Origin of the sequence: Staphylococcus nepalensis, from assembly GCF_002442935.1 — a bacterium.
Classification (GTDB): domain Bacteria; phylum Bacillota; class Bacilli; order Staphylococcales; family Staphylococcaceae; genus Staphylococcus; species Staphylococcus nepalensis.
This window is the reverse complement of record NZ_CP017466.1, coordinates 1,678,000-1,703,148: the sequence shown is the minus strand read 5'-3', so window position 1 is coordinate 1,703,148 and position 25,149 is coordinate 1,678,000. Positions and strand designations below refer to the sequence as shown.

The following is a 25,149-nucleotide window of genomic DNA, read 5'->3' as shown; positions in this document are numbered from 1 at the left end:
TCTTACCGGGTGGGCAATGAAATCATTTTAGAAAATGTGATTTCTGTTCCACCCCTTTTTTATGTTATTATTTATATAGTATGATATGAACAATTGAAAAGAGGACGTTTATAATGATTTATAGTATGACAGAAATTCCTTCACGCTATGCTGAAACTGATCAAATGGGTGTGATATATCACGGTAATTATCCTACTTGGTTTGAAGTAGCACGAACAGATTATATTTCAAAATTAGGTTTTAGTTACAAAGATATGGAAGATTCAGGCATCATTTCACCAGTTACAGATTTAAATATTAAGTACATTAAAACAATTCAGTATCCAGAAACAGTGAAGATTAAAACGTGGGTCGAAAAATATACACGCTTAAGATCTATATATTATTATGAAGTATATAATAATGATGGAGAACTAGCTACTACTGGCTCTACAGTGTTAACTTGTATACGAAAAGATAACTTTAAGCCTATTCGATTAGATAAGTATTTTCCTGAATGGCATGCAGTATATTCAGAAGTGGAAAAGCGAAATAAAGCAGGAGAAGATTTAGAGGTTGTGAATGGTTTATCATAGTTAAAATAAGTATATGAATTGTGCATGAATATACATAAATTTTACGGGAGTGTATTTTGGGGATGTACACTAATACTTATAACACTAAAAAATTTATACAAATCAACAAAAAGGAGGCCGGACATAGATAACGTCTTGACCTCGCATACTATATAGACAGTAGACGGCTAGAGCTGAAATATAAAAGCGGAACAGAAATCCCAAATATGATTTCTGTTCCGCTTCTTTTTTAAGTATATAATTCATATATATGATTAATAAACTGTGTTGAGTTTATTTTAGCTATTAAAATTATTTAGCACTGTAAGAAATTTCATCCACGCTATCACTGATGTCTATGAATAAATCATGGTCTTCAAAATACCATAAATCCTTTTCTGCAATTACTACATCTAAACCATCAAAATGATTTTCGTAACCAATTTCTACATCGTCTTTTTGATCAACACTGAATGCAGGGCTAAATCCTTGTTTTAATTGGAATTCTCCACCATAGCGAACGAAAAATTGTAAGACTTTGTTATCTTCAGGTAAATCAAGTTCATCTTTAAACCAAGATACAGCGTTATCTGAAAGTTTTATATCCATAATAAAAGTCCCCTCTCATTTCACAAGTTATAGCTTGTGACAATTGGTTACTAATTTAAAAAATTAGTATTATTTGTATTACCCAATTTTGAGTAATAATAAAAGTAGTATAACATATTTAATCTTAATTTTCTTTAAAACAAATTGATTTATTATTACGCATTTACAGCTATAATGATGATTTAAAAAAGAGCGGAACAAAAATCCAATCTCATCATAAGACTTCCTTGTTCCGCTCAGATATTGGCTTCTCAATTTAAAAAGTGCGATATTAGCATATTTTCAAATGAGTTGTTTCTGATTAATATTATATTTTTAGACTGAGACATTGGTTGATGTCCCAGCCTAAGTAATATTTTGTTACTATTTACTTATTGATTGCTCGTGACACGTGTAATAGTTACATCCATTTAATTTTAGGCTCTTCACCTTTAAAAATTCTAACAATATTTGTGCGATGTCTGAATATTAATAACACACCCACAGCCATACTCACCACAAGGAGAATATAATCTCGAATAAGTAACGCACCAATTACGCAACAGATTGACGCGATAATACTTGATAGTGATACATATTTCGTTAAATATAATATACCAAAGAAAATTGCTGCTAATATGATTAATAAGATAGGGTTGATTCCAAGTATAACGCCGGCACTGGTTGCAACTGCTTTTCCCCCTTTAAACCCAAGATAAATCGGGTAAACATGACCTAGAATCGCAAATGCTCCTACGATGAGTCCATTTGTAAAAAATGTACTAATAGCACCGTCTGCATGAACTGGAAGCCATAGTGGGAAGAATACAACGATAAACCCTTTAAATATATCTAAAAAAGTAACTAGGAACCCTGCTGGTTTACCTAATACTCTAAAGCTATTCGTCGCTCCAGTGTTCCCACTACCGAATTGTCTAATATCCTTTTTGAAAAATAACTTACCTATTACATAGCCACTTGGGAAAGCACCAATGAGATAACTTAGTATTAACATGATAATTATCATCACCATACATAATCCACATCCTTTAATGACATTAGAATTATTTTACCACATAAGACCATAGTTAGACGAATAAAATTTATAAGAGTAGTAAAACACGGTTCGATTATAAATTTGATACTTGCAATTTATCAAGATTTATATAAGAATAACTAATGTATAGTTTTAAAAACGAACGTACGTTTGTAGGAGGGCGAAACGATTGGCAATGAATAAACAAAATAATTATTCGGATGATTCCATTCAGGTTCTTGAAGGGTTAGAAGCCGTAAGAAAGAGACCCGGTATGTATATTGGGTCTACTGATAAACGTGGTTTACATCATTTAGTATATGAAGTTGTCGATAATTCCGTCGATGAAGTATTAAACGGCTTTGGTAGTGAAATTTTAGTTACGATAAACAAAGATGAGAGTATCACTATAGAAGATGATGGACGTGGTATGCCAACAGGTATTCATACGTCAGGGAAACCTACAGTCCAAGTTATATTTACAATACTTCACGCAGGCGGAAAATTTGGACAAGGTGGATATAAAACGTCTGGTGGGCTACATGGTGTGGGTGCATCAGTAGTAAACGCATTAAGTGAATGGCTGGAAGTAGAAATTTATAGAGATGGCGCTATCTATAAGCAGAAATTTAGCCATGGTGGCTTACCAGCTACAGGCCTGGAAAAACTAGGAAAAACTAAAAAAACTGGTACTAAAGTAACTTTTAAACCAGACGCTGAGATTTTCAAGTCAGCCACATCTTTTAACTACGATGTCCTTAGTGAACGTTTACAAGAATCTGCATTTTTACTTAAAAATTTAAGAATAACGCTTAAAGATTTAAGAGCGGGCAAAGAAAGAGAAGATGTATTCCATTATGAAGATGGGATTAAAGAGTTTGTAAGCTATGTCAATGAAGGTAAAGAAGTATTACATGATGTGGCCAATTTTGCGGGAAATGCGAATGACATAGAAGTAGAAGTAGCATTTCAATATAATGACCAATATTCAGAAAGTCTTTTAAGCTTTGTTAACAATGTACGTACTAAAGATGGTGGTACACACGAAGTTGGTTTCAAAACAGCAATGACACGTGTCTTTAATGACTACGCAAGACGTATAAATGAATTAAAAGAAAAAGATAAAAACTTAGATGGAAATGATATTAGAGAAGGTTTGACAGCTATTATTTCAATTCGTATTCCAGAAGAGTTGTTACAATTCGAAGGTCAAACTAAATCTAAATTGGGTACACCAGAAGCAAGAAGTGCTGTAGATTCTGTTGTATCTGAAAAATTGCCATATTACCTTGAAGAAAAGGGGCAATTATCTAAAACCCTCGTTAAAAAAGCATTGAAAGCCCAACAAGCAAGAGAAGCAGCTCGTAAAGCAAGGGAAGATGCACGTTCGGGTAAAAAAAATAAGCGTAAAGATACATTGTTATCAGGAAAGTTAACGCCAGCACAAAGTAAAAATACAGAGAAAAAAGAACTTTATTTGGTAGAGGGGGATTCAGCTGGTGGCTCTGCTAAATTAGGTCGTGACCGTAAATATCAAGCAATTTTACCACTTAGAGGTAAAGTGATTAATACTGAGAAAGCACGTTTAGAAGATATATTTAAAAATGAAGAAATCAATACAATTATTCATACTATTGGCGCTGGTGTCGGTAATGAATTTAAAATAGAAGATAGCAATTATAATAGAGTTATTATTATGACAGATGCCGATACAGATGGCGCTCATATCCAAGTATTACTATTAACTTTTTTCTTTAAATATATGAAACCTTTAGTAGAAGCTGGGAAAGTGTTTATAGCTTTACCACCGTTATATAAACTAGAAAAAGGTAAAGGGGCTTCTAAAAAAATAGAGTATGCTTGGACAGATGAAGAATTAGAAAAACTTCAAAAGAAATTAGGTAAAGGATTTAGTTTACAGCGTTATAAAGGTTTAGGAGAAATGAACGCGGATCAATTATGGGAAACGACAATGAACCCAGAGACAAGAACGCTTATTCGAGTTCAAGTTGATGATGAATTGCGTTCATCTAAACGTGTAACAACATTAATGGGAGATAAAGTAGCTCCTAGACGTGAATGGATTGAAAAACATGTTGAATTTGGACTTCAAGAAGATCAAAGTATTTTAGATAATAATGAAATTCAAATACTAGAACAGGATTATTCCGATGAGGAGGAAATAAATTGAGTGAAATAATTCAAGATTTGTCGCTAGAAGATGTTATTGGCGATCGATTTGGTAGATATAGTAAATATATCATTCAAGAGCGTGCACTGCCAGACGTTCGTGATGGTCTCAAACCTGTTCAAAGACGTATTTTATACGCAATGTATTCCAGCGGTAATACATTTGATAAAAACTTCCGTAAAAGTGCGAAAACGGTTGGTGACGTTATCGGACAATATCACCCTCATGGTGACACGTCAGTTTACGATGCAATGGTCCGTCTGAGTCAAGATTGGAAATTACGCCATGTATTGATAGAAATGCAAGGTAATAATGGTAGTATAGATAACGATCCAGCAGCAGCGATGCGTTATACTGAAGCGAAATTAAGCAGGATTTCTGAAGAATTATTAAGGGACATCAACAAAGACACAGTGCCATTTATGCCGAACTATGATGATACAACTATGGAACCAATGGTTTTACCAGCACGCTTGCCGCATTTGTTAATCAATGGAAGTACAGGTATTTCTTCAGGGTACGCTACTGATATACCGCCACATAACCTAGCTGAAGTGATACAAGCCACTTTAAAATTTATTGACAATCCTAATATCACAGTAAGTCAATTAATGAAATATATTAAAGGCCCTGATTTTCCAACAGGTGGTATTATTCAAGGGATAGATGGTATTAAGAAAGCGTATGAGTCTGGAAAAGGTAAAATTGTAGTTCGTTCAAAAGTAAACGTTGAAGAATTACGAAACGGTAGAAAAGAATTAATTGTCACAGAGTTACCATACGAAGTTAATAAAAGTGCGCTCGTTAAAAAAATGGATGAGTTACGTGCAGATAAAAAAGTTGATGGTATTGTAGAAGTCCGTGACGAAACTGATCGTACTGGTTTACGTATTGCTATTGAATTAAAGAAAGATGTTAACAGCGAAGCGGTTGCGAATTATTTGTACAAAAATACAGATTTACAAGTTTCATATAACTTTAATATGGTTGCAATTAGTGAAGGTAGACCAGTACTTATGGGTGTACGTCAGTTTATAGATAGTTATCTTAATCATCAAATTGATGTGGTGACGAAGCGTACGCGTTTTGAGTTAGATAATGCAGAAAGTAGAATGCATATTGTAGAAGGTCTAATGAAAGCACTATCTATTTTAGACCAAGTGATTAAACTTATTAGAAATTCTAAAAACAAAAAAGACGCTAAAGACAATTTAGTAGCTGAATTTGATTTCACAGAAGCACAAGCTGAAGCAATTGTAACATTGCAATTATATCGTTTGACGAATACGGATATCGTGCAATTACAAGAAGAACATGATGAATTAAAGGCTAAAATAGCGTATTTAAAAAATATATTAGATAATCACGATGCTTTATTAAATGTTATCAAAGACGAATTAAATGAAATTAAGAATAAATATAAGCAAAAACGCTTATCTTCAATTGAAGCAGAAATCAGTGAAATTAAAATTGATAAAGAAGTTATGGTACCAAGTGAGAATGTGATGGTGAGCATTACAAAACATGGTTATATTAAACGAACTTCTTTACGTAGTTTTAACGCCAGCGGTGTAGAAGAACTTGGGGTTAAAGATGGCGATATGATGCTTAAATATCAAGAAGCTAACACGTTAGATACCGCGTTAGTGTTCACTAATAAAGGTAGATACCTTTATATACCAGTGCATAAACTTTCAGAAATTAAGTGGAAAGATTTAGGGCAACACGTTTCACAAATCGTCCCAATAGACGAAGACGAACATGTCATTGATGCTTTCTGCGAAAGTGATTTCAAGCCCGAAGCATTTTATATTTTAGCTACACGCAATGGCATGATTAAGAAAAGTAATGTTTCTATGTTCAAAACATCACGTTATAATAAGCCGTTAGTGTCCATGAAATTAAAAGGTGATGATGAAATCATAGACGTAATGAGAATAGAAGACGCCCAAATACTTACTGCTATAACATATAAAGGTATGTCATTAACTTATAATAGCGATGAGTTATCAGACACTGGTCTTAGAGCAGCTGGGGTGAAATCTATCAACCTTAAAGATGAAGATTATGTCGTGTTAACGCAAGTTATTAATGAACGTAGTTCTATATTAATGGCGACGCAACGTGGATCATTAAAACGTATAGGATTTAAAGTATTACAACAAGCGAAACGTGCACAACGTGGTATTACACTTTTAAAAGAACTTAAAAAATCACCACATCGTATCGTCGCAGCTCATATAATTCATCCTGATGATACGATTTATACCATAATTTCTAAACGACACGAAGAAAGTGGCAATATCAAAGACATTCATTTATCAGAACAATATACAAATGGTAGTTTTATCGTCGATGTAAAAGAATTTGGTGAAGTGGAAAACTTAATCATCAAATAAGGTAATTTTAAAATTTCTGTTAGTAAATACAACAATATAATGATAAAATACCATTAAGTTGTCATAAAAATAAAACAAGAGATTTATAGTAACGTGAAATAGTGTTGCACAAAGCTTTACGATTTGTACTTAACTTATTCATTCATTTTCCTGTGTACATAAATAATTTAACGTTTTCTGTGCACAGAACATATGCTATAAATCTCTTGATTTTATTATAAAAATTTATTTGATAGATGAGAGGGATTAAATTGAGCAATTTTGATAGTTTGATTCCGGATTGGTTCAAAACGTTTGTTCAAGTCGGAAATGATTTAATCTGGTCACAATATTTAATTGGACTTTTAATTACAGCTGGTATATTTTTTACTATTGGTTCTAAATTCGTACAATTAAGATGGATACCAGAAATGTTTCGAGCGATTGGAGAAAAACCTGAAACATTAGATAATGGAAAAAAAGGTATTGCGCCATTTCAAGCGTTTGCAATAAGTGCTGGTTCTCGTGTTGGTACTGGTAATATTGCAGGTGTTGCCACTGCGATTGTGTTAGGTGGACCTGGTGCTGTGTTTTGGATGTGGGTCATTGCATTTATTGGGGCAGCGAGTGCCTTTATCGAAGCAACCTTAGCACAAGTATATAAAGTACCTGATGAAGATGGCGGGTTTCGTGGTGGGCCTGCATATTACATAACTAAAGGACTCAACCAAAAATGGTTAGGTATCGTCTTTGCAGTATTAATTACTGTAACGTTTGCATTTGTGTTTAATACAGTGCAATCTAATACCATTGCTGAGTCATTAAAAACGCAATATAATATAAGTCCTATAGTGACGGGTATTATATTAGCTATTGTTACAGCGATTATTATATTTGGCGGTGTTAGAAGTATCGCGACATTATCATCAATCATTGTGCCAGTTATGGCAATTGTTTATATTGGTTTAGTTGCTGTCATTTTAATACTTAACTATGATCAAATTATCCCGATGATTGGAACAATCATTAAAAGTGCATTTGGATTTGAACAAGTAACTGGAGGCGCTGTTGGTGCAGCAATTCTTCAAGGTATTAAACGTGGTTTGTTCTCAAACGAAGCTGGTATGGGTTCGGCACCTAACGCCGCTGCCACAGCTGCTGCGCCTCACCCAGTTAAACAAGGGTTAATTCAATCATTAGGTGTATTCTTTGATACTATGCTAGTGTGTACCGCTACGGCAATTATGATTTTACTATATACAGGATTAGAATTTGGTGAAAATGCAGCACAAGGTGTGGCAGTAACACAATCAGCACTAAATGAACATTTAGGTAATGCAGGGGGTATTTTCTTAACAATTGCAATTACTTTATTTGCTTTTTCTTCTGTTATTGGTAACTATTATTATGGCCAATCTAATATGGAATTCTTATGGAAAAATAAATCGGTGTTATTCATTTTTAGATGTTTAGTGGTAGTACTTGTATTTGTAGGATCAGTGGTTAAAACTGAAACTGTATGGGGTACAGCAGATGTGTTTATGGGTCTAATGGCAATTGTCAACTTAGTTGCTATTATTGGTTTGTCTAATATAGCTTTCGCAGTAATGAACGACTATCAACGTCAACGTAAAGCAGGCAAAAAACCTGTGTTTAAACCTGAAGAGTTGGAAATTAATTTATTCGGCATCGAGAGTTGGGGCATGAAAAAGAAATAATTCATGTATCATATTTGAATGTGCGTAAAACTATTTTCTTAATGCATTTATTGTATGTTTGTGAAATTTTATCCATATATGAGCAGTAATATGAAATCCGTAGTACTTTATGATTTCGTATTACTGCTTTTTTGAATACTTAAATATTTGCTTATTTTTCTCAATCATTTAAAATAAAGCAATGCGTTTATAAAATACTTTATAGTTTTTACGCTTATTAAGAATATGATTAGTTGTAAATCAAATGTGACAAAATATATATGTTTGAAAAATGTACATTGTGTTATGATTAAAATTAGTTATTTTAAATATGGAACTACATGTATAGAGGTATAAAGATACATAGTTTCATCATTATGTTCTAAATGATTTGTATATTTTGAAAAAATTTAAGGTATGGTGATTTTATGTCGAATGAAGAGCAATTAAAGCAAGATAATCATTCAAAAAAAAGAAAATTGAATTTAAGTTTTCCTGAATCGCGTTTTATGAAATTTATAGGTGGAAAAGATTTAGCCTTTGCCTTACTTATATTAATATTTATCGGTTGTGCAATTTTTATTTTTGACCAAGTTTCTTATATTTTCAAACCATTTATTATTGTTTTTAATACGATTATCGCACCAATCATAGTATCTATTATTTTATATTACTTATTTAATCCCTTAGTGAATTTAATGGAACGCTATAATATTTCAAGGCTTTGGGGAGTTATTATATTATTTTTAGTTATTGTTGGTGTTATTGCACTAGCTATTAATTTATTAATACCAGTAATCGGAGCACAGTTTAAAAGTTTTGGGAATAATTTTCCGTATTATGTTGATAAAGTAAATAAATTTATTGATAGTGTAACGAAGTATTCTTTAATTTCTAATTTTTATGTTCAAATACAAGATCAGTTAGATTCATTAGCTAAAAAGCTACCTTCGATGGTTTCTGATTACTTTAACGGTTTTGGTTCTAAAGTTAAAAATTTTGCTGAGGCTTTAGTTAATGTTGGCGTTGTTATTGCAACAACACCTTTTGTTTTATTCTTTATGTTAAAAGACGGTCACCGCTTTAAAGAATTTTCAACAAATTTAATGCCGCCTAAGTTTAGAAAAGATTTTCATGACTTATTAGATAAAATGAGTATCCAAGTTGGTTCTTATATCCAAGGTCAAATTATCGTGTCATTTTGTATTGGTATTTTATTATTTATTGGATATAGCATCATCGGTTTAGATTACAGTTTAATTTTAGCTTCAATTGCTGCTGTAACAAGTGTAGTACCGTACATCGGCCCAACGATTGCGATATCTCCAGCTATTATTATTGCTTTAATTACGTCACCATTCATGTTATTAAAATTAGTAATTGTATGGACAGCAGTTCAATTTATTGAAGGTCACTTTATTTCCCCAAATATTATGGGCAAAACATTAAAAATTCATCCACTTACGATTATTTTTATCTTATTAAGTGCAGGTAATTTATTAGGTATAGTTGGTGTTATTTTAGGTATACCTGCGTATGCAATATTAAAAGTACTTGTATCTCATTTATATACAATGTATAAACGTCGCTATAACAAATATTATGGTGATGATGCAGGCGAGTACGAAATCACTTCGGATGAAGAAATACGTTAAGTTAAAATTAAGAAAATATTTGAAAAAGAACTGCATTGGAAATCTCAATTTCCAATGCAGTTTTATCGTTTTTAAATCACAGTATCAAAGTACTTTTATTAAAGATGTGTTGCTATAAGTATATATGTTAAAACTAACAATATTGTAATATGTATTTGCTATATAAATTATTTATTAAAAATAAGAATCGTGCTATATTTTAAATAATATATGAATATAGAAAAGTGATGTGAACACATGTCAAAGCAATCAAGAAATAAAGTATTGTCTATTTTGAAAGTAATCTTTGCAATTTCATTATTTATTTTTGTTGTATTTACTTTATATAGAGAGTTAGCTCATATCAATTTGAAAGAAACGATATACGCTATTAGAGATCTTAATAGTGTTTGGTTGATCGTGCTATTTTTGAGTGGCGGTACGGCTATACTTATATTATCTATGTATGATGTGATTTTAGCTAGATCATTAAATCTGAAGGTTTCATTACCTAAGGCTATTCGCATTGGCTATATTGTCAATGCTTTAAATGCTGTATTAGGGTTTGGTGGTGTTATCGGGGCTAGTGTAAGATTTATTTTGTATAAAGATACTGCTGAAGATAAAAAAGAGTTATTGCATTCTATTTCTGTTGTTTTAATATCTATGTTGACCGGTTTAAGTATGCTCTCAATATTAGTAGTATTTCATGTGTTTGATGTGAAGCACATATTTAATCCGTTTCCTTGGATTAAATGGGTAATGTATATTGCTGCCTTGTTTTTACCTATATTTATAATTTCTACAATTATAAGACCAGTAAACAAAAAGCATAAATTGATAGGTTTATATTGTACAATTGTCTCTAGCATTGAATGGATTATCGCGGCATTAGTATTATATATGTCATTATATACTGTTGGTGTTCAAGTGAACTTATCTGTGTTTATAGGTATATTTGTCATTAGCGCACTGTCAGGGCTAATCAGTTTTATACCTGGAGGGTTTGGTACGTTTGATTTGGTCGTATTATTAGGATTAAAAAGTTTAAACGTTCCAGAAGAGAAAATTGTCTTAGCGTTATTACTTTATAGATTAGTGTATTATCTGTTTCCAGTATTAATTGCATTAATTTTAGCAACTTTTGAATTCCGAGATACAGCTAAACGTTATTGGGATGATTCTAAATTGATGGTTCCTATTAAAGATATGTCTTCATTATTAGCTTCATATCAAAAAGATATTTTAGCAAGAATACCAGCATTTTCGATTGCGATATTACTTACGTTTACAAGTCTATTGTTTTTCTTCAATAATATTACAATTATTTATGATGGACTATATAGTGATTATCATGCCATTTACTATATCACTGTCTCTATCCATACATGTGCTTGTTTATTATTATTATTAAACGTTATAGGCGTTTACTATTTATCCAAAAGAGCCATTTTGTTTTCTATTATTTCAATCATTATTATATTCTGTGTAACGGTTTATACGTATCCTTCTTTAATATTACTAGGTTGGTTAACAACTATGTTCATTATGTTAGTCGTATTTTATAAAAGGTCACGTGTTATTAAACGCCAATTTAGATATACTAAGTTATTGGTCAGTTTATTAATAGGGGCATTCGTTTTATTTGTGAATCACAATATTATAAGAAGTACATTTTATACTTTGGATATTTATCACTTAGAAATGGACTCATCAATATTAAGGTATTACTTTTGGTTTACGATTATCACAGTAGTCATTATTGTGAGTGTGATTGTATGGTGGTTTGAAGCGAAGTTTAAATCTTCAAGCAATGATGATGGTTTAGCACAATGTAAAGCCATTATTGATAATTATGGCGGTAATTACTTAAGTCACCTCATATATAGCGGCGATAAAAAGTTTTTCTTTAATGATACTAAAGATGCGTTCGTGATGTATCAGCGTAAGCGCAACACATATATTGTTTTAGGAGACCCAATTGGAAATGCTACATCGTTTCATAAGTTGCTTGAAAAATTATATAGTGAAGCGCACTATTTAGGCTATGATATCATTTTCTATCAAGTTACTGATAGATATATGTCTATTTATCATGATTTTGGGAATCAATTTTTCAAATTAGGTGAAGAAGCGCTCATAGACTTATCAGCTTTTACTATTTCAGGCAAAAAAAAGCGTGGCTTACGAGCTACATTAAATAAGTTAGAGGACTCAGGTTGTACATTTGAAATACTAGATCCTCCATTTTCGCAAGCGTTTTTAGATGAATTAAAACAAATAAGTGACGATTGGTTAGTTGGATCAACAGAAATGCAATTTTCTGTTGGTAATTTTGATGAGCATTATCTTTCCCAGGCACCTATAGCAATGATTAAAGATATGGACGGAGCTATACTTGGCTTCTGTACTTTTATGCCTACAAATTATAACGCAACGCTTTCTGTTGATTTAATACGTTGGAAATCAGATGTAACATTGCCTTTGATGGATAGTTTATATATTCATATGTTGTTGTGGTCTAAAAACAATAATTATAAATATTTTAATATGGGTATGGCCACATTATCTAATGTAGGTAAAGTTCCGTTTTCATTCTTTGGTGAAAGACTGGCTGGCAGAATTTTTGAACATTTTAATGGTTTATATAGATTTCAAGGATTAAGACGTTATAAAGAGAAATTTAATCCTAGCTGGCAACCGAGATTTTTAGTCTATCGTAAAAGACATTCACTATGGCTCAGTATGATAAAAGTTATGCGTGTAATTAGAAAAAAAGAATAAAATAAAAACAACCAACGCATCCCGTTAATGATGGTTGGTTGTTTTTAGGAGTTATAGTTTTTAATGGTTTTGGTAGTTAACGCCGGAGAAGTTATTAACTACTTTAATAAACTAACTATATTACTTTCTAAATATCATTTGATCCTAACTATATATGAATTTCTCTTTACCCTCTGTTTAAGGTATATATATAATAGCATCAACAGAAAACGCTTTCAACAGTGTGATTCGATATTATTTGAATAATAATTGACATTTTATCTACTTTATTTCTTTTTGAATTTAAATAGTATTTTTACATTTAAAAACATACTATTGTAGCCATGATTTATAAAATTATGAAAATACATTTAAGGTTTTAAAGTTATATAGTAATATATAAATATTAATTATTTGCAAAGGGTGCAGTGGGGTGAAAAAATGAAAAAAATTATAATTAGCTTGGTATTAATAGTTCTCTTAGTAGCGTTAGTACTTTCAATTAAATCATTATATGAGACAAAGCAGATAAATTATCAAAGCGTTAATCAACCATCTCAAAATAATGAAACTAAAAATAAACACAATTCACAATATCCTTCTCCTCAAATTGATGTGCTATCACAAGCATTTAGTGAAAATTTTATGAATCGTGATGTTAGAAATCAATATATGCACATATCTAAAGGCATGAGTAAAAGTAAAGTGGAACGATATTATGGAAATAGTGAAGAACATTTAAAAATTAATAACCTTAAAACACAAAAATATGGGAATATAGCAATTTATTATCAAAACGATAAAGTGCAACGATTTTTTGTTATTCCTAACAATGTTTATATTCAAGCGTTTACTCAAGTGCATGGAAATAGAGACAAAAACTATAATAATGGTACGATGATATATGATGATAATCCGTTTAACCAATTCTCTGTCAAAGTATATTTTGATCCAAACGGACAAATTAAGGCTATAGAAAATGTGAATCAAGTTTCTTTATCCTATTAAATAGCGTATAAATAATGCTATGTTAGACATAACTTTTTATTTTATTTCATAACCAATGACTTAAATCATCTCTTATTAATATAATAATTAATCACTAGAATAAACTATCAAAACAGAAAAATTTGTGATAATATGAAAGCGGTTACACAAATAGAGGTGATTTTTATAACGACAATTAAAGAAGTAGCAAATTTAGCAGGTTGTTCTGTAGCAACGGTGTCTAGAGTCATAAATAATAATGGATATGTAAAAGAACAAACGAAAAAGCGCATTGAATGTGCCATCAGTGAACTTAACTATCAACCTAATGAAGCGGCACGCACGTTGTATAAACGTAAGTCAAAAATGATTGGTCTATTATTGCCAGATATTAGCAATCCTTTTTTTACATTAATAGCGAGAGGCGTTGAAGATATAGCATTATCACAAGGCTTTCAAGTATTAATTGGTAATAGTGATAATAATGCTAATAAAGCTAGAGATTATCTTTCTACTTTTAATTCTTATAATTGTGTTGGAGTGATTACTACAGCATTTGCTGATAAGCAAGTTGAAAAATTATTAAAATCTCAAAATATGCCATGTGTATTTGTAGATCGCGTTAATGATGTCATTAGTGGCGTTTCTGCAAACCATTTCGAAGGAGGAGAATTACAAGCGCAACTTATTTTAGAAGGCAAACCACAAAATATATTGATTATCCATTTGGATTTAAAAATTAATACCTTTAAGTCAAGAATCAACGGTATTGAATCAATATTGAAGCAATATAATGTGAAGTATTTTTATTATGAATCTGAACAGCTAACAAATGAGCAGGCATTTATTTCGTTAATTAAAAATTTGAAAATTGATAGTATCATATGTAGCAATGATATTTTAGCGATTGAAACGATGGCGATTATTCAACAATTTAAGTTTAAAGTACCTGAAGATATTCAAATTGTAGGTTATGATAATATACCATTTTCGACAATGACATTTCCAAACATTTCAACAATTGATCAATCTGCATATGTCTTAGGCCAAAAAGCTGTATCAAAATTATTGAATTTAAAAACGAATGATTATGATAAGCAACTTGTATTATCACCTAAACGAAGGGGGAGCATAAGGTTTTAACTGCAATTATGTAACCCGTTACATAATATATTATATAACGAATGGGAGATTAAATGTATAAAACAGGTATTCTAAACAGTGAAATATCTAAAGTATTGAGTGATTTGGGACATACTGACAAAATAATGATTGCTGATTGTGGTCTTCCGGTGCCAGAAGGCGTGAAAAAGATAGATTTAGCATTAACATTTGGAAAACCTTCATTCGAAGAAGTATTCGATTTAATTAAAGAACACATGGAAATCGAACAATTAATCATTGCTAATGAAATGATAAAACAAAACAGCGCATTATATGTAAAGCTATTATCTTGGAACATTGATATCACAACTGAATCGCATGCATCTTTAAAAACGTTAAGTAACGAGGTTAAGGCAGTTATCCGAACGGGCGAAGCTAAACCTTATGCCAATGTAATTTTAACAAGCGGTGTTTTATTTTAAGGGGGAGCAGTTATGATAAACATGAATCAAATATACAAATCATTTGGGCAAAATAATGTATTAAGCGGCGTTGATTTTGAAATAAATGATGCTGAAATTCATGCACTAATGGGTGAAAATGGAGCTGGTAAAAGTACGCTTATGAAAATACTTACCGGCGTGTATAAGGCTGATAGTGGCAGCGTATTAGAAGATGGGAAACCGATTCATTTTAAAAATACGATGGATGCTGAACAAAATGGTATATCCTTTATCCAACAAGAATTAAATATTTGGCCAAATTTGACTGTGCTTGAAAACTTATTTTTAGGAAAAGAGGAAACCAAATTTTTAGGTGTTGTAGATAATAAAAAGATGAAACAACGTGTTTTGTCAGTTTTCAAAAAATTAAATATTGATATTGATTTAAATAGAATGGCAGGTACTTTATCAGTCGGTATGCAACAGATGTTAGAAATTAGTAAGGCGTTGATGGAAAAGCCAAAAATTATCATTATGGATGAGCCTACTGCTGCTTTAACGAATAATGAAATAGCTACTCTGTTTGAACAGATTAATCGTTTGAAAAATGAAGGCGTTTCTTTTATATATATTTCTCATAGAATGGAAGAAATATTTAGTATTTCAGATGGTATTACTGTTATGAGAGATGGCCAATCTATTTTAACAACAAAGACAAAAGACACCACTCATGCTGAAGTCGTAAAATCCATGATAGGAAGAGATCTAGACAATCAGTATCCTGATAGGCATTATCACCAAGAAGATATTGTCCTTTCTGTAGAAGATTTAAGTTCAGTAGAGCATCAATTAAAGCCTATCCATTTTGATTTACACAAAGGAGAGATACTCGGATTTAGTGGTTTGATGGGCGCTGGTCGTTCAGAAATTATGCGTGTCTTATTCGGCTTAGATAAGGGAAATAAGACTGTCAAACTTAATGATAAACAAATTCAAATTCAGAACCCCAATCAATCTATTTCACAAGGACTTGCTTTTATCACTGAGAATAGAAAAGAAGAAGGATTAGTGCTACAAGATTCAATTCTAGAAAACATTACGTTACCTGCTTTAAAAAGTTTTTCAAAAACAGGTTTTTTAACTAAAAGTACGATGGCACAATATTCTGATCAAATGATTGCACGCATGAATATTAAAGGTAAAAAAGAGGACGCTTGCGTTAATTTATCAGGTGGTAATCAACAAAAAGTCGTTTTAGCTAAATGGATTGCAACAGCACCACATGTTTTGATTTTAGATGAGCCAACACGAGGCATTGACGTAGGAGCTAAACGCGAAATATATCAATTGATGAACGAACTAACAGACCGTGGCATGTCTATAATTATGATTTCATCAGAATTACCAGAAATTATAGGTATGAGCGATAGAGTAGCAGTGATACACGAAGGAAAAATTACAGGTATATTAGAGGGCGCGTCTATCTCTGAAGAACATATTATGACTTTAGCTACAGGAGGGGAAAATAATGAAACAGTCTAAATTATCATTTTCTTATTCGTATTTAGAAAAAATCATACCTTTTATTGGTTTGATTTTATTGGTTATTATTATAAGTATACTAAATAGTGCTTTTTTAGAGCCTTCTAATCTATTTAATTTATTAAGACAAGTTTCAATCAATGGTTTAATTGCGTTTGGGATGACCTTTGTCATTTTAACGGGAGGTATTGATTTATCAGTAGGTTCAACATTAGCATTATCTAGTGCTGTTGTTGCGATTTTAATGGTTACTGGCATAGACTCAATTTTAGCACTGTTAATCGGGTGCCTTTTTGGTGCTATATCAGGTGCTATTAATGGATTATTAATAACGATTGGCAAGATGGCGCCGTTCATTGCAACATTAGCGACGATGACTGTCTTTAGAGGTTTAACCCTTGTTATTACAGATGGTAATCCTGTTACGAATTTAAATGGCAGCTATGCTTTTCAATTGTTTGGTAGAGGCTATTTCCTAGGTATACCAGTACCAGCAGTTACCATGTTTATCACCTTTATTATCTTATATATATTGTTACATAAAACAGTATTTGGTAGACAAACGTATGCTATGGGAGGAAATGAAAAAGCTGCATTTATTTCCGGTATCAAAGTCAACAAAATTAAAATAATGATTTATAGCTTAGCAGGGTTAATGTCAGCTATGGCGGGAGCTATTTTAACTTCTCGTTTAAATTCAGCGCAGCCAACCGCAGGGATGTCCTATGAATTGGATGCTATTGCAGCTGTTGTGCTAGGTGGTACTTCTTTAACAGGCGGTAAAGGTCGTATTGTTGGAACGTTAATAGGGGTATTAATCATTGGTGTATTGAATAACGGTTTGAATTTGTTAGGGGTATCTTCTTTTTATCAACAAGTTGTTAAAGGTATCGTTATTATTATTGCTGTATTAATTGATAGAAAAAATAAGTAATTGGGGGGGTGCTGATATTGAAAAGACTATTTATAAGCGCGTTAGCTTTAGTATTATTTTTAGCTGGTTGTTCACTAGAATCACCATTGGAAAAAAATGATAACGGTAAATCAGATAAGAAAAAATCGGATATCATTATTGGGGTGAGTATCTCTACACTAAATAATCCTTTTTTTGTAAAAGTTAAAGACGGTATTGAAAAAGAAGCTAAGAAACAAGGTGTTAAAGTTAAATTTGCTGACGCACAAGATGATGCGGCGAAGCAAGCTAATGATATAGATGATTTGATTCAACAAAAAGTTGATTATTTAATCGTAAATCCAACTGATTCAGACGCAATATCTGGTAGTATTCAAATTGCGAATGATGAAAGCATACCAGTGATCACATTAGATAGAGATGTAGCAAAAGGCGAAGTAGCTTCATTTATTGCTTCAGATAACATCAAGGGGGGTGAAATGGGTGGTGAGTTGATTGTGGATGAGTTAGGCGAAGGCGCAAAAGTAGCTGAACTTGAAGGTGTTCCAGGCGCCAGTGCTACGCGAGAACGTGGTAAAGGTTTCCATAATATTGCTGACAAATCACTCGATGTAGTGTCTAAACAAAGTGCTAAATTCAACAGGACTGAAGGGTTAAACGTAACACAAAATATGATTCAAGCTCATCCTGATATGGAAGCCGTTTTTGCACAAAATGATGAAATGGCTTTAGGTGCAGTAGAAGCCATAGGAAACAAAGATATCAAAGTCATTGGTTTTGATGGTAATGAAGATGCTATTAAATCTGTGGAAAGCGGTAAATTATTTGCTACAGTTGCGCAACAACCTAATTTAATGGGTGAAGAAAGTATCAAGACGATTATGGATTTATATAATGGTAATAAGGTAGAGAAAAAACATAAAATCCCTTTAGAAATGAAACGTCAACAGTAAATTATATCTTAAATATATAAAAGCCGGGCCATTTTGAAATTTAAGATGTACCCGGTTTTTAATATTTGTTTATTTGTATTTTTGGCGTTCTTGTTGCTCTTGCGCATAGCGCTCAGGATTTTTTTTGTAAAAATCTTGATGCTCAGCTTCAGCTTCATAAAATGTAGAAGCAGGTAATATTTTTGTAGCGATTGCTTTATCTTTATCTATTGTTTGTTTTAATTTTTCTACATAATCTTCTGCTACTGCTTTTTGGTCTTCATTTGTGTAAAAGATAGCTGTTTTGTATTGTGAACCTCTATCTTGAAATTGACCGCCTTCATCTGTTGGATCTATTACAGAAAAGAATATCTCTAATAATTTATTATATGAAAACAGAGCAACATCGTATTCTATTTCGACTGTTTCATAATGTCCGGTGTCACCTGTCTTAACTTGTTCATATGAGGGGTTATCTTTATGTCCTCCCATGTAACCAGAAGTTACCTTTTCAATGCCTTCAAACGTGTCGAAAGGTTTGACCATACACCAAAAGCAACCTCCAGCGAAGTATGCTTTATTTATATTCATGCTTAACATCCTTTCCATATTAGACCTTAGTACCAAATATTAAGATATTACTTGATTTTTAGGCAGTTTTTATATAACTTTAATATATGTTAATTATAGTACATAGCAGTGCAATTTTGAAGATATAAGGTTGATTACATATGAATGAGGATAAACAGAGAAGTAAAGAAAGTGAAAACACAGAAAAACAATCTACAATGCGTAGAAGCAAAAAGAAGCGGCTAAAAAAATTTCCATTTATTATTTTAATAATCATTATTATTTTAGCGATTATTGTCGGATATTCTATTCATGGTTATAAATCAGGGATTGAATATGCAGAAGACCACGGTAAGACACTTAAAAAACACAAATTTAACGGTGCCAAAAAAAATGATGGTAAGATTACAATTATGGTTTTAGGTGCTGATAAAGAACAAGGCGGTATTTCTAGAACTGATTCTATCATGATTGCACAGTATGATTATATTCATAAAAAAATGAAGATGATGTCTGTGATGCGTGATATTTATGCGGATATACCAGGTAATGGGCAACATAAAATTAATTCAGCATATTCTATTGGAGGTCCTGAGTTATTACGACAGACATTAAAGAAAAATTTAGGTGTTGACCCAGAATATTATGCCATTCTTGATTTTACTGGATTTGAAAAAATGATTGATGAATTGGAACCTAATGGTGTACCAATTGACGTTGAAAAAGATATGTCCAAAAATATTGGTGTTTCCCTTAAAAAAGGCCACCATAGATTAAATGGTAAAGAATTATTAGGTTATGCTCGGTTTAGACACGATGAAGAAGGTGACTTTGGTCGTGTAAGACGTCAGCAACAAGTCATGCAATCACTTAAACAAGAATTAGCGAGTCTAGATACATTGCCTAAATTACCTCGTGTTGCAGGTATACTAAGAGGTTACTTAAATACTAATATGCCAGATTCTGCGCTGATTCAAACTGGTTTGAATTTTGGTATACGTGGAGATAAAAATGTTGATTCTATTACGTTGCCATTACAAAACACATACCAAGATATTCAAACACCGATGGATGGAAGTGCTTTAGAAATAGATAAAGCGAAAAATAAGGAAGAAGTACAAAAGTTTTTAAATGAATAATAATATATTTAAAATTTAAAAAAGAAGAGACCGAGACATTAATCATGTCTCGGTCTCTTCTAGTATGCGGGAAGTAAGGAATGGGATGAAAATGTGATTTTTGTCCTGTTTTTCTATACTATAAGAAATTATTGATCTGATTTTCTAACACCAGCAACGCCGTAGTGAGAAGCTTTCATTTCTTCAATGACTACATGTATAGCTTCTTTATTGGCGTCTGTTGTTTTTTCTACAGCTTTAGTCACTTCTGATACTAAATTTTTAAGTTGTTCATCTGAACGTCCTTCTAATAGTTTTACATTTACAATCGGCATTTAAGTTCCTCCTAATATGTCTATTTTTTATATTATATCATGAAAATCCTCAAAACTATAAAAATAGTTAAAGGAACAATTGTTCTTAAAAATATTGAAATAGAACACGTGTTCTTATATAATAAAAATGACTAAGGGGGAGTGTCATATGTATGATTACAATCTGTTAGAGGAAAGGGTCATATTATGTATTGATCAAAAAAGTTTTTTTGCAAGCGTTTCTTGTATCCAAAAAGGGCTAGACCCTATGAAAGAAAAGTTGGCAGTTGTTGCAGATACTAAGAAACAAGGTTCAGTTGTGTTAGCTGCTACAGGGCCATTAAAAGCGTTAGGTATTAAAACAGGTTCAAGGTTATTCGAGATACCGCATAGAAACGATATTTATATTATTAATCCAAGTATGAGAAAATATTTGGAAGTTTCAGTAGCAATATCTAAAATTGCATTACGTTATATCGCTCCAGAAGATTTGCATCAATATAGTGTTGATGAATTCTTTATGGATGTCACAGAAAGTTATCGTAGATTTAGCAGTACAGTTCATTCTTTTTGTCAAAAATTACAATATGAAATTCTAGAAGAAACGGGTATACATTGTTCAATAGGTATTGGGTCGAATATGCTACTGAGCAAAGTAGCAATGGACATAGAAGCCAAATATACAGATCATTTAATTGCTGAGTGGCGATATCAAGATATACCTCATAAACTTTGGCCTATTTCACCTTTAAGTGATTTTTGGGGAATTAGTAAGAAGACTGAAGCAAAAATGAATAAGCGAGGCATCTTTACTATAGGAGATCTAGCACATTATCCATATCAATATTTAAAAAGAGATTTTGGTATTATTGGCGTTGATTTACATTTACATGCAAACGGAATTGACCGAAGTAAAATTAGAGATAAATATAACGTAACGAACCCTTCAATTTGTAAAAGCCAAATATTAATGCGCGATTACCATTATCATGAAGTTAAAGTTGTGATGCAAGAATTAATTGAAGATGTGTCAAGCCGTGTTAGAGCAAGAAATAAACTAGCTAAGACGATTCACTTTTCTTTTGGTTATAGTAACCAAGGCGGCGTGGAGAAACAATATACATTACAAGAACCCACAAATTTAGAGCGTATTATTTTTGAAGCGGTAGAACGCTTAGCAGATAAACTATGTGATCCCACAGTATTGTATAGAACAGTAAGTATTTCACTTACTCAATTTATAGATGAAAAAGATAAACAGTTAAATTTATTTATAGATGAGTATGAAAGTAAAAGAACTGAAAAATTAGCTAAAACAATCGACGCTTTACATCAGAAATTTGGTAAAGGTAGTGTATCTAAGGCAATATCTTATACAGACGCGGGCACCAAACATGGTCGATTAGGTCTTATGGCAGGGCATAAAATGTGAATGATTGAAACTATGCAAAACATATTCTATACGGATGTACCAAAGTGAGCGCAATATAAGAATGTACCATAACCAAGTGACTATTGGTATAACTAAGCATTTCATAGGGAAAAAATATGATGTGATATGGCGCAATATTATGATATAGATAGAAGCGTCCTTGGTATTTTACTATCACGTAATGAATAAAGCTGTATAAGATTAAATAGGCTGAGGTATATAAAAACGATTGGCCAAATGACATGATTTGGTCAATCGTTGAATAACGTTTATGTCTTAAATTAAAATCAGAAAATTTTTGATTAACTATTCAATATAAGTATCAAAATCACTTAGCGCTTCAGCACCTTTTTTACGGTCTTCAGGGTTTTTAAAGCTAACGCGTAAAGCTCCATATATATCTTCGCGCACTTCTAAAATCCTTAAGTTGCTTATAGAAATATTATGTAAACTCAAGATATGTGTAACTTGGCTAATCATACCTGGTTTATCCGGAATATCAACATATAAATCATACTCTATAGATAGCGCACCTTGTGATTTTAGTGGAAGTTCATCTCTGTATAATTTCGCATCATTATAAAAATGATATAAGTCTTCAGGGTCATTTTCTTCCACAAGGCTTATGACATGTTCCATTTGTGTTTTCCATTCTTTCAGGATATCAACAATAGTATTTTTATTTTCGATGGTGATGTCGCGCCACATAATTGGACTGCCACTAGCAATTCTTGTGATGTCTCTAAACCCTCCAGCAGCCAGAGTTTTCACCAATGAAGAATGATTGACATGGTTTGCGTTTAAATGCACAAGGCTCGAAGCAATAATATGGGGGACATGACTGACGATGCCTGTAACAAAGTCATGTTCTTTTGCATTTGTTGCAATAAATTTTGCTTTTGTTGTATCCAGTAATGATCTAATTTCATCAAATGCTTGGTTATTGCCTGGTTCATCATGTACTAACACGTAAAAAGCATTTTCAAATAAATGTTTTTTTGCGTTAAGCACGCCTGATTTATGACTTCCAGCCATAGGATGACCGCCAATCAAGTGAATATCATGGTTTAAAAGGTACTGCTCATATTGTAATATAGTTGATTTAGTACTGCCAGTATCAGTAACAATCACATTGCTTTTAGTTTGATAGTTTGGTAGTGCTTGTAAATATTTAATTGTTTGTTGTACGGGTGTGGCATAAATAATAATATCTGCATTTTCCACACAAGTTTTATAATCGGTAGATTGATAATCAATAATCCCAATAGATAACGCTTTTTCTAGTTGGGAGGCATCTGCATCATAAGCAGTGATTTCAATATCATTATGGTAATATCTTAAATTACTCGCAAGACTACCACCGATTAAACCTAAACCTACGAAAAGTATTTGTTGCATTTTGCTGACCACCTCTATCAAAATTTTCAGAATAGTAACATTGTATAGTAGGAGAAGCTAATTCGCAATACGTGTTTGATTTTAAAACATGAAATAGATAACAAAACTATCTGTTTAATTATCTATGGCATTGAAACATATATAATAGTTATTATGATCACATAGTTAATCATCTCGAATGCAGTCAATCGATGATGCCCGATACTCCAACCAATATCCAAAAAGAAGATGTAATGAAATCTGAATTAGAAGGTACGGTTGCAATATAATCTTTAGAGAAAGTCCAATAAATAGCAGACGCACAACCTAAAATCAAAGAAGCGATGTTGATAGACATGCTTTTTTGTAGTAATGGTTTCAAACTGTAAGGCTGTGTTTGGGTTTTAAAATTTTTTATAGAAGAAATATGTTTAGGTATATAAAGATAATTTATTAATAAAACGATAATTGCTATAATTCCAAATATTAAATAAACAATTCTCCAATTATCAGACAATATATAAGCGATAGGTCCAGAGATTACGATACCAAAACCAGTACCGGCGTTTATCCATGTATTAGCTTTGTTTTGCGTGTTTTTATCCAAATTATTTTGAACCACCTCACCGTAAGCAGGTGAACCAAATCCTGTACTCATACCAGCAATAAAAACACCTAAGAACAATAGAACTGCTTCATGAGATACGGATATGATAAAAATACCTAAAATAGAAGTTAAACCAGCTAAACTAACAAACATCTTTGGGTCTTTTTGGTTTGAATAGTAAGTAGAAATCGCAATAGCGAGACAATAAGCAATATAAGTTGCGGAACTTATCATACCCATAGTACCACTACCTAATTTGAGGTCATTTGAAATATTGGGTAATAATAGTCCGAAAGCGAACCTTGCTAAACCGTAAGTAACGGCAATCATTAAAGTCCCAGAAATAATTATTTTATTATTCATTGTTTAGCACTCCTTTTGAAAGACTCATCGTAATAGATTTAACATCTGCAAAATCCATATGTTCTATCATTGATGTACTGCCTTCCAATATGAATAGTAACTTTTTAGCTAAATCTTTTATGTTACGATAATTTTCGTTTTCTAACTTTTCTTCTATTAATTTTGCCACCTTTATTTTATGGTGACTGACTATATCTACAATATCTTGATTGGAATGTCTAAATTCTTCCATAGCTTTTAAAAATAAACACCCGTTTGTATTTTTGCGCTTTAACCATTCTAAATGCTGTTCGATCATATGGTTTAAGCTTTTATCATTGTTATTTTCTAAGAAGTTCATATACACATCTTCTCTATATTTTAAAACCGCGACGATTAAATCATCTTTAGATTTATAATTTCTATATAGAGTCATCGTTGCAACATTTGATGCTTGGATAATCTGATCAATGCCTGTTGCGCTAAAACCTTGCTTATCAAAAAGTTGATTGGCACTGTAGATTAATTGCTCCTGTTTTTTAGTTAATTTTGTCATTATATCCCACCTTTAAAAGAGAACGTTCACTCTCATTTTAAAATAATATGTGCTATTTTCAATACTTTTTA

General features: G+C 32.0%; 21 protein-coding genes. 14 read left to right on the top strand and 7 right to left on the bottom strand.

From position 1 onward, the window contains the following. Positions 1 to 113: 113 nt before the first annotated feature. Complete coding sequence (gene menI / locus BJG89_RS08055) at positions 114 to 575, top strand: 1,4-dihydroxy-2-naphthoyl-CoA hydrolase MenI (RefSeq protein ID WP_096809889.1); 462 nt, start codon at positions 114 to 116, stop codon at positions 573 to 575. Positions 576 to 866: 291 nt separating this feature from the next. Here the strand turns inward: menI and BJG89_RS08050 are convergent, their stop codons facing one another. Next, on the bottom strand, positions 867 to 1,163 hold the full coding sequence (locus tag BJG89_RS08050) for a HesB/YadR/YfhF family protein (RefSeq protein WP_096809887.1): 297 nt from the start codon (positions 1,161 to 1,163) through the stop codon (positions 867 to 869). Between the two features lie 400 nt (positions 1,164 to 1,563). Continuing rightward, a complete protein-coding gene (gene plsY / locus BJG89_RS08045; RefSeq protein ID WP_096811216.1) occupies positions 1,564 to 2,172 on the bottom strand; it encodes a glycerol-3-phosphate 1-O-acyltransferase PlsY in 609 nt (202 codons plus the stop codon). 202 nt (positions 2,173 to 2,374) lie between these two features. On the opposite strand from plsY, the gene parE reads away from it, so the two are divergent. The 11 genes from parE (at position 2,375) to BJG89_RS07990 (ending at position 18,783) form a co-directional block, all read left to right on the top strand. After that, positions 2,375 to 4,369 (top strand): DNA topoisomerase IV subunit B, encoded by a 1,995-nt coding sequence (gene parE / locus BJG89_RS08040; RefSeq protein ID WP_170006944.1) that lies wholly within the window; start codon positions 2,375 to 2,377, stop codon positions 4,367 to 4,369. Further along, positions 4,366 to 6,768 (top strand): DNA topoisomerase IV subunit A, encoded by a 2,403-nt coding sequence (gene parC / locus BJG89_RS08035; RefSeq protein ID WP_096809883.1) that lies wholly within the window; start codon positions 4,366 to 4,368, stop codon positions 6,766 to 6,768. Before parE ends, parC begins: the two co-directional genes overlap by 4 nt. A 251-nt stretch (positions 6,769 to 7,019) precedes the next feature. Then, positions 7,020 to 8,465 (top strand): glutamine transporter AlsT, encoded by a 1,446-nt coding sequence (gene alsT / locus BJG89_RS08030; RefSeq protein ID WP_096809881.1) that lies wholly within the window; start codon positions 7,020 to 7,022, stop codon positions 8,463 to 8,465. Between the two features lie 407 nt (positions 8,466 to 8,872). Continuing rightward, positions 8,873 to 10,099 (top strand): AI-2E family transporter, encoded by a 1,227-nt coding sequence (locus BJG89_RS08025; RefSeq protein WP_096809879.1) that lies wholly within the window; start codon positions 8,873 to 8,875, stop codon positions 10,097 to 10,099. A 237-nt stretch (positions 10,100 to 10,336) separates the two neighbouring features. Beyond that, complete coding sequence (gene mprF, locus BJG89_RS08020) at positions 10,337 to 12,862, top strand: bifunctional lysylphosphatidylglycerol flippase/synthetase MprF (protein WP_096809876.1); 2,526 nt, start codon at positions 10,337 to 10,339, stop codon at positions 12,860 to 12,862. A 420-nt stretch (positions 12,863 to 13,282) separates the two neighbouring features. After that, positions 13,283 to 13,849, top strand: coding sequence for a hypothetical protein (locus BJG89_RS08015; RefSeq protein ID WP_096809874.1), 567 nt, complete (start codon positions 13,283 to 13,285; stop codon positions 13,847 to 13,849). A gap of 132 nt (positions 13,850 to 13,981) precedes the next feature. Continuing rightward, positions 13,982 to 14,971, top strand: coding sequence for a LacI family DNA-binding transcriptional regulator (locus BJG89_RS08010; protein ID WP_096809872.1), 990 nt, complete (start codon positions 13,982 to 13,984; stop codon positions 14,969 to 14,971). 53 nt (positions 14,972 to 15,024) lie between these two features. Continuing rightward, entirely contained in the window at positions 15,025 to 15,414 is a 390-nt protein-coding gene (gene rbsD / locus BJG89_RS08005) for a D-ribose pyranase (RefSeq protein ID WP_096809870.1), read from the top strand. A gap of 12 nt (positions 15,415 to 15,426) precedes the next feature. Next, positions 15,427 to 16,917 (top strand): sugar ABC transporter ATP-binding protein, encoded by a 1,491-nt coding sequence (locus BJG89_RS08000; protein WP_096809868.1) that lies wholly within the window; start codon positions 15,427 to 15,429, stop codon positions 16,915 to 16,917. Further along, entirely contained in the window at positions 16,904 to 17,851 is a 948-nt protein-coding gene (locus BJG89_RS07995) for an ABC transporter permease (protein WP_096809866.1), read from the top strand. The genes BJG89_RS08000 and BJG89_RS07995 overlap by 14 nt, the downstream gene beginning before the upstream one ends. A gap of 17 nt (positions 17,852 to 17,868) precedes the next feature. Beyond that, positions 17,869 to 18,783 carry a D-ribose ABC transporter substrate-binding protein gene (locus tag BJG89_RS07990; RefSeq protein ID WP_096809864.1) on the top strand — a complete coding sequence of 305 codons (915 nt, stop codon included), beginning with the start codon at positions 17,869 to 17,871 and terminating at the stop codon, positions 18,781 to 18,783. Positions 18,784 to 18,852: 69 nt separating this feature from the next. Here BJG89_RS07990 and msrA read toward each other — a convergent pair whose 3' ends face one another. After that, complete coding sequence (gene msrA / locus BJG89_RS07985; RefSeq protein WP_096809862.1) at positions 18,853 to 19,353, bottom strand: peptide-methionine (S)-S-oxide reductase MsrA; 501 nt, start codon at positions 19,351 to 19,353, stop codon at positions 18,853 to 18,855. Between the two features lie 140 nt (positions 19,354 to 19,493). Here msrA and BJG89_RS07980 point away from each other — a divergent pair, with 140 nt between their 5' ends. Further along, the gene (locus BJG89_RS07980) at positions 19,494 to 20,471 is read left to right on the top strand and encodes an LCP family protein (RefSeq protein WP_096809860.1); all 978 of its coding nucleotides are present in this window, start codon (positions 19,494 to 19,496) and stop codon (positions 20,469 to 20,471) included. A gap of 128 nt (positions 20,472 to 20,599) precedes the next feature. Here BJG89_RS07980 and BJG89_RS07975 read toward each other — a convergent pair whose 3' ends face one another. Beyond that, the gene (locus BJG89_RS07975; protein WP_096809857.1) at positions 20,600 to 20,785 is read right to left on the bottom strand and encodes a 2-hydroxymuconate tautomerase; all 186 of its coding nucleotides are present in this window, start codon (positions 20,783 to 20,785) and stop codon (positions 20,600 to 20,602) included. A gap of 148 nt (positions 20,786 to 20,933) precedes the next feature. Here BJG89_RS07975 and BJG89_RS07970 point away from each other — a divergent pair, with 148 nt between their 5' ends. Next, a complete protein-coding gene (locus tag BJG89_RS07970; protein ID WP_096809855.1) occupies positions 20,934 to 22,196 on the top strand; it encodes a Y-family DNA polymerase in 1,263 nt (420 codons plus the stop codon). A 306-nt stretch (positions 22,197 to 22,502) separates the two neighbouring features. Here the strand turns inward: BJG89_RS07970 and BJG89_RS07965 are convergent, their stop codons facing one another. From BJG89_RS07965 to BJG89_RS07955, 3 genes are all read right to left on the bottom strand, one after another. After that, positions 22,503 to 23,594: a prephenate dehydrogenase gene (locus BJG89_RS07965; protein WP_096809853.1), complete on the bottom strand. Its 1,092-nt coding sequence runs from the start codon at positions 23,592 to 23,594 to the stop codon at positions 22,503 to 22,505. Between the two features lie 184 nt (positions 23,595 to 23,778). Continuing rightward, positions 23,779 to 24,543: an MFS transporter gene (locus BJG89_RS07960; RefSeq protein WP_096809851.1), complete on the bottom strand. Its 765-nt coding sequence runs from the start codon at positions 24,541 to 24,543 to the stop codon at positions 23,779 to 23,781. After that, the gene (locus BJG89_RS07955; RefSeq protein ID WP_096809849.1) at positions 24,536 to 25,078 is read right to left on the bottom strand and encodes a TetR/AcrR family transcriptional regulator; all 543 of its coding nucleotides are present in this window, start codon (positions 25,076 to 25,078) and stop codon (positions 24,536 to 24,538) included. Before BJG89_RS07955 ends, BJG89_RS07960 begins: the two co-directional genes overlap by 8 nt. Positions 25,079 to 25,149 lie beyond the last annotated feature (71 nt).